The following is a 5,632-nucleotide window of genomic DNA, read 5'->3' as shown; positions in this document are numbered from 1 at the left end:
CACTAAACTCCGGGAATCTCAGATTTGGAACATTGAGGATTTTATTTTCGTTATTATTCTTATAATCATCTATTCTTTATCAGGGTTAATATCAAACGGCAACAATTTGTCGCCATTATTAAACCGGTCGAAATCAGAGATAAAAGAACGGTCTTGAATCACTTTATATTTCTCGTACTCGCCATACGCCTTCTCTCGTGCTACTTCTTGTGAAACTTTACCGGCAGTATCTTGTGCCTTATAATCCATAGTGCCAAGAAACTGTTCAAGACGTTGCTTCCAGTCTTCCATCGTTGTTATGATGTGGCGCTGGGCACGAAGTTCTGCAAATTCAAGAAATGCGTTAGTTACGCCGTTAAGTTCGGAAATCTCTTTGTCAGACAAATAGTTCTTTGCCACAATCGTATCGGACTTCTGAACTCTACCATCGGGTGCTTTCTTCCACATTGTCAATCCCATGTGGGGCATTTCAGAGTCGGCACGTTCATACACTATTTCAGCAGCGGTACGATTAGTCACAGCCAAGTGCATCATATTTTGCACCATTTTGAAGAACAATTTAGTACAATCCGATTTCGGGTCGTAATCAGCACTGCATTCCGCATAAATGTCTGTTATCTTCTGGTAGTATCTGCGTTCCGATGTGCGTATCTCACGAATACGCTCCAGCAAGTCATCAAAATAATCTTTGCCAAAATGCTTTCCCTGTTTTAGTCTTTCATCATCAAGAGCATATCCTTTAATGACAAATTCCTTCAAGACAGACGTAGCCCAAATACGAAACTGAGTGGCTTGATAGCTATTGACACGATAACCTACCGCTATGATGGCATCCAAATTATAGAACAACGGTGTACGCTCCACATCTCGTTCTCCCTCTGATTGAACTATCCCAATTTTTCGGATAGTTGTCTCTTTGGTAAGTTCACCGGATTCATAAATCTGTCCAAGATGATAGTTGATGGTTCGTACATCCACCCCAAACAAGTCCGCCATGCGCTTTTGCGACATCCAGAATGTTTCGCTATTGAATATTACCTCTACTCGAACTTCTCCTTGTGCGGTTTTATATAGTAACAGATTGGAACTATATGAGTTGAGCACCAATTCGTTGGTAGATATGGTTTGAGAAAAGTAATCTCTTGCCTGTTGTACCAATACTTTTTTTGCATCAGCATTTTCAGCAATAATCATACACGCCATACGTGACAAGCGGAAGATACTGACTTTACGGAACGAGCCACTGCCTATCTTCACCATATCAACCGCTTGGTTGAAATGCTCGTCAATATTCATTCCTTTTATGCCGGCTACTTTGATTGCTTTGTCTATGACTTTTTGGAATTTCCAATAAGCCGAATATCCCATAGCAGCGCATAGGTCACGTGAACTCCAATATTCATTGTCGTTCTCATCGTGACGACGGATATTGTCGAATGAAGGACGCATTTCCGGGATGTTATCTATCTCTGCCATAACACTATTATTCAACCAGTCCCAATTCTTTAAGATATACTTCAATCTCCTTATCGAGTTCGGCACGTTTGGCTTCCAACTCCTTGATTTCTGCCATTACAGCTTTAATGTCAATAGGTTCTTCCTCTTCAAAAGTATCGACATAACGAGGAATATTCAGATTATAGCCGTTATCGGCAACCTCCTGTAAAGTGGCAAGATGGCTGTACTTTTCTATTTCTTTTCGCTCGCGATAGGTATCAACAATCTTGTCGATGTGCTCTTTACGCAGTTTATTTTGTGTCTTGACTTTCTCAAACTCCTTGCTCGCATCTATGAACAGAATATTATCATCTTCCTTACGGCATTTCTTCATCACAAGAATACAGGTCGGAATACTTGTACCATAGAATATATTAGCCGGCAAACCGATAATGGCATCTATATAGTTTTTCTTCTCTATCAGGAAACGGCGTATTACCCCTTCTGCATTACCACGGAACAAAACACCGTGTGGAGCGACACAAGCCATCGTACCACCTTCGTTCAAGTGATAAATCATGTGTAGGATAAAAGCATAATCTGCTGTCTTCTTTGGCGCAAGTCGCCCTGCTTTGCTGAAACGGTCATCGGTATTAAATTTGTCGGCAGCACTCCATTCGGCAGAGAATGGAGGATTTGCGACTACCGCATCAAACTGGGTGTCGCCAAAGGCATCCCATTCAAGCGTATCTCCGTTTTCAATCTTGAAGTTACTGAATCTGATACCGTGAAGCAACATATTCATTCGGGCAAGATTATAAGTTGTCGGATTCTTTTCCTGTCCGTAAATATCAACTGCATTTCCAATGCTGGCAGCACGAAGAAGCAACGAACCACTACCGCAAGTCGGGTCATAGACATTGCGCAAACGCTGGTGTCCGATGGAAACAATTTCTGCCAAGATACGGCTGACTTCCTGCGGAGTATAGAACTCTCCGGCTTTCTTTCCTGCTCCTGCCGCAAACTGCGAAATCATATATTCGTAAGCATCTCCTAATATGTCAATCTCCTGTGATGCCTCTAATCCAAAGTCTATATCGTCCAATGCAAGTAGTACATTGCTGACAAGCGTATTTTTATCATCAGCAGTTTTGCCCAATTTAGGTGAAGCCAAATCAATATCTGAAAACAATCCGCCAAAATCATCTTCACTATCTTGTCCAAGTGTGCTGTCTTCGATACGCTTCAATGAACGTTCCAGCATAGGTAAAATGTTTTCTTTTCGTTTGATGGCCTCAATTACAGATGAAAACAAAAATTTCGGTTCTATGAAATAGCCTATATTCTCCAGACATTGATTCTTTGCCTCCTCTTGTAACTCGACCGCATCGGCATCATTCATCTCCCACAATTCCTTAAAGGTTATCTCATCATCCACCAAGGCATTGTTGGCATACTTTTCTATTTTCTCTGATAAGTATTTATAGAAAATGAAACCCAATGTAAAATACATAAAGTCGCTTGCCGACATATTGCCACGCAAACGGTTTGCGACCTCCCAAAGCTGGTCACGGAGTTTTTGTTGCAGTTCTTCGCTCATATCTTTATTTCTCAATATTATTCTGTATTACATCTTTTTCCGACAATGGTATATTGTTCTCTATTATGCTTCTAAGGTCATCTAATACTTTCCCTTGATATGAGAAATATTTTGCCCCTTGATATGCACCTGACGTATTTCGTTTTTCTTCTGGCATAAACGTTCCGACAAAAGGGGACAATTTATAAATACGACCTTCATATTCAACGGAATCATCGCTTGCCACTTTGACTTCCGTATTCGTAGGAATAAAGGTAACGCATTCCCCTATTTTAATACCTATCATGCTAAATTTAAAACGTCCCCGCTTTACGATTCGTTTCTGCACGACAGGCAATGACTCTTTTTCTGTAGCACAAACAGGTTTATTATCAACATAGACAGTAACAACAGCATCATCAATCATTTTGGCTATGTCATTGAATATATCCAAAGCTATTTGTGGCGGCACATTGAAAAACTCCCGATTCTGACGAATACGCAAATCCGTCAATCTATCGATAGTCTTGTGTACATGCTTTTCAACATCGTTATATTTGACAGTCTGAATAGTTGCATAAATTTCAAAAGGCAACGGAACTGCCGTATTGTCAAGTTCCTTGGAACGTATATCGACAGGGCGTGCGCTTTTGCCAATCTTAACCCAATCCTCACGAAAACTTGGATTAGTCAAGATATACACATATCCGGGTTCATTTGTCTTTACCATATCCGAATTTACTCCCAATTAAATGTTCTTATTATATTACGCAATCTCTCCATGATTCTCGTCAATGCTTTTCTTGTTTTTATAAGACCAAGATGCTTTTCTTTCAGTGCCTTTTGTATGATTTCCGGCTGTTCCTTTTGCAAATAGTCGTACTCTTTTATGTATATATTCAGCACTTCGGCAGAAATTTGTTCATCGTCCGCCAAATCGTTTACTGCCTTATTGCGTTCAGATACAATATATTGATTCAAATGCTCTTCCAATTCACTTGTACCATCAGCCTTACTACGTCCGCTCATGAAGTTTTCCTTATCTTCATCAACATTTTTCCGAATAAAGCCATCGATGAGTTTGGCTTTACCTCGCATCCCGGCATCCTTAATCATTGTGTCAATGATATGTTGCCGCTTTTCTGAGTAATCATTGCTATATGGGTCAAGTTCTGCAATAAGTTCAAGAATGTAAGCCACATTGATAATGTCGCTATGTAGAAGTTCAAGACAGAAATCTATATCCTCTAATCCCTGACTGTTCCCATACGGAACAGGATCTTCTGCAACTACAGATGGAATTACAGGCGGTTCTATAAACCCGACTGTAATGTCAAGATACTTACTCTTATAGTCGTTGAATTGCTGCTCGGTCATACCAAGGTCTTCCGCATCCTCACTATAATCTTCGTATATCTGGATTTCCGCATGTTTACGGATAATATCACGAAATGCAAGAACAAAATTTTTCTTGTCATTTTCGCTTTGCAGAAAATCTATACTGCCGGGTGTAGGATATTTTTTCAGGAACTCTGTTGCCAAGCATTTATATTCCTTTTTTACATCCTCAAACGGAGGGCGTACTATGTCTTCAGGGTTATCAGAGTTGCTGAACAATTTAATAGACGTATCAACATTGTTTTTCAAGTCACGGAAGCAAACGATTTTACCGAAACGTTTCTTTTCGTTCAATACTCGGTTGGTACGACTGAATGCTTGCAGCAAACCGTGATATTCCATATTCTTATCCACATAGAGTGTATTCAGTTTTTTACTGTCGAAACCAGTAAGGAACATCCCCACGACAAGACAAAGGTCAAGCGGTTTCATATCCGCTTTCTTCTTTTTCATGCGCAGATTGATGTCATCATAGTAGGCACGGAAATTTTCTGTAGTAAAGGCAGTGCCGAACATATTGTTATAATCATCCATAATGGCTTGCAGCTCATCCGCCTCGCCCACGCTCACTTTTGCATACTGCCCTGTGCCCATGCCAGTCTGTTCATCATCCTGACTATTGTTAGCAGCGTAAGTAAACACAGCACCAATACGGATTTTCGGATTCAACGATTTGAATATCTTGTAATAGCGTATGAGCATCGGCACGGATTGCACGGCAAACAAGGCATCAAACTCTCCGTCGAATGTGGATTTGTTGAAATTGTTAAGGATAAACTTGGCTATTTCCTCCATACGAGCTTGATTGTCGTTGTCAACAACTTCGTTACCATGATAATACTCCACAAGGAATCCAAGCACGTTTTCATCGGCTATGGCATCCTTAATAAGATATTTATGAAGACAATTTCCGAATATCTCTTTAGTAGTATGCCCATCTACCGCATTTTCAGTAAAGATAGGTGTTCCCGTGAAGCCAAAGATTTGAGCATTGTCAAAGAACTTCATAATCTTCTTATGACTATCCCCAAAGTGGCTACGGTGACACTCATCAAATATCATCACGATACGTGAGTGGCGAATAGTTTCAATCTTGTTGCTATACCACGTCTTGCTGACTGCAGCATTGAGTTTCTGAATGGTAGTGATGATAATCTTGGAATTGCTTTGAAGGCGTTTCACAAGTTCATCCGTATTATCAGTACTATCCACAGCTCC

The 5,632-nt window shown here is 40.4% G+C and carries 4 protein-coding genes; all 4 read right to left on the bottom strand.

Going from position 1 to position 5,632, the window contains the following annotated elements; translation table 11 throughout:
• Positions 1-69 precede the first annotated feature (69 nt).
• Positions 70-1,476, bottom strand: coding sequence for a virulence RhuM family protein (locus tag BHV83_RS11200; protein ID WP_055170818.1), 1,407 nt, complete (start codon positions 1,474-1,476; stop codon positions 70-72).
• Between the two features lie 7 nt (positions 1,477-1,483).
• On the bottom strand, positions 1,484-3,037 hold the full coding sequence (locus tag BHV83_RS11195; RefSeq protein WP_055170815.1) for a type I restriction-modification system subunit M: 1,554 nt from the start codon (positions 3,035-3,037) through the stop codon (positions 1,484-1,486).
• Between the two features lie 4 nt (positions 3,038-3,041).
• Positions 3,042-3,746: a GIY-YIG nuclease family protein gene (locus BHV83_RS11190; RefSeq protein WP_055170812.1), complete on the bottom strand. Its 705-nt coding sequence runs from the start codon at positions 3,744-3,746 to the stop codon at positions 3,042-3,044.
• 8 nt (positions 3,747-3,754) lie between these two features.
• Positions 3,755-5,632, bottom strand: a 1,878-nt coding sequence (locus BHV83_RS11185; RefSeq protein ID WP_286757527.1) for a type I restriction endonuclease subunit R, EcoR124 family, incomplete at its 5' end; no start/stop codon positions are given.

This window comes from Parabacteroides sp. merdae-related_45_40 (genome assembly GCF_001915675.1).
This window is presented reverse-complemented; position numbering and strand designations above follow the sequence as displayed.

Coding starts and splice junctions, on each gene's coding strand:
- BHV83_RS11200 (WP_055170818.1), bottom strand. CDS start 1,476: ATGGCAGAGATAGATAACATCCCGGAAATGCGTCCTTCATTCGACAAT.
- BHV83_RS11195 (WP_055170815.1), bottom strand. CDS start 3,037: ATGAGCGAAGAACTGCAACAAAAACTCCGTGACCAGCTTTGGGAGGTC.
- BHV83_RS11190 (WP_055170812.1), bottom strand. CDS start 3,746: ATGGTAAAGACAAATGAACCCGGATATGTGTATATCTTGACTAATCCA.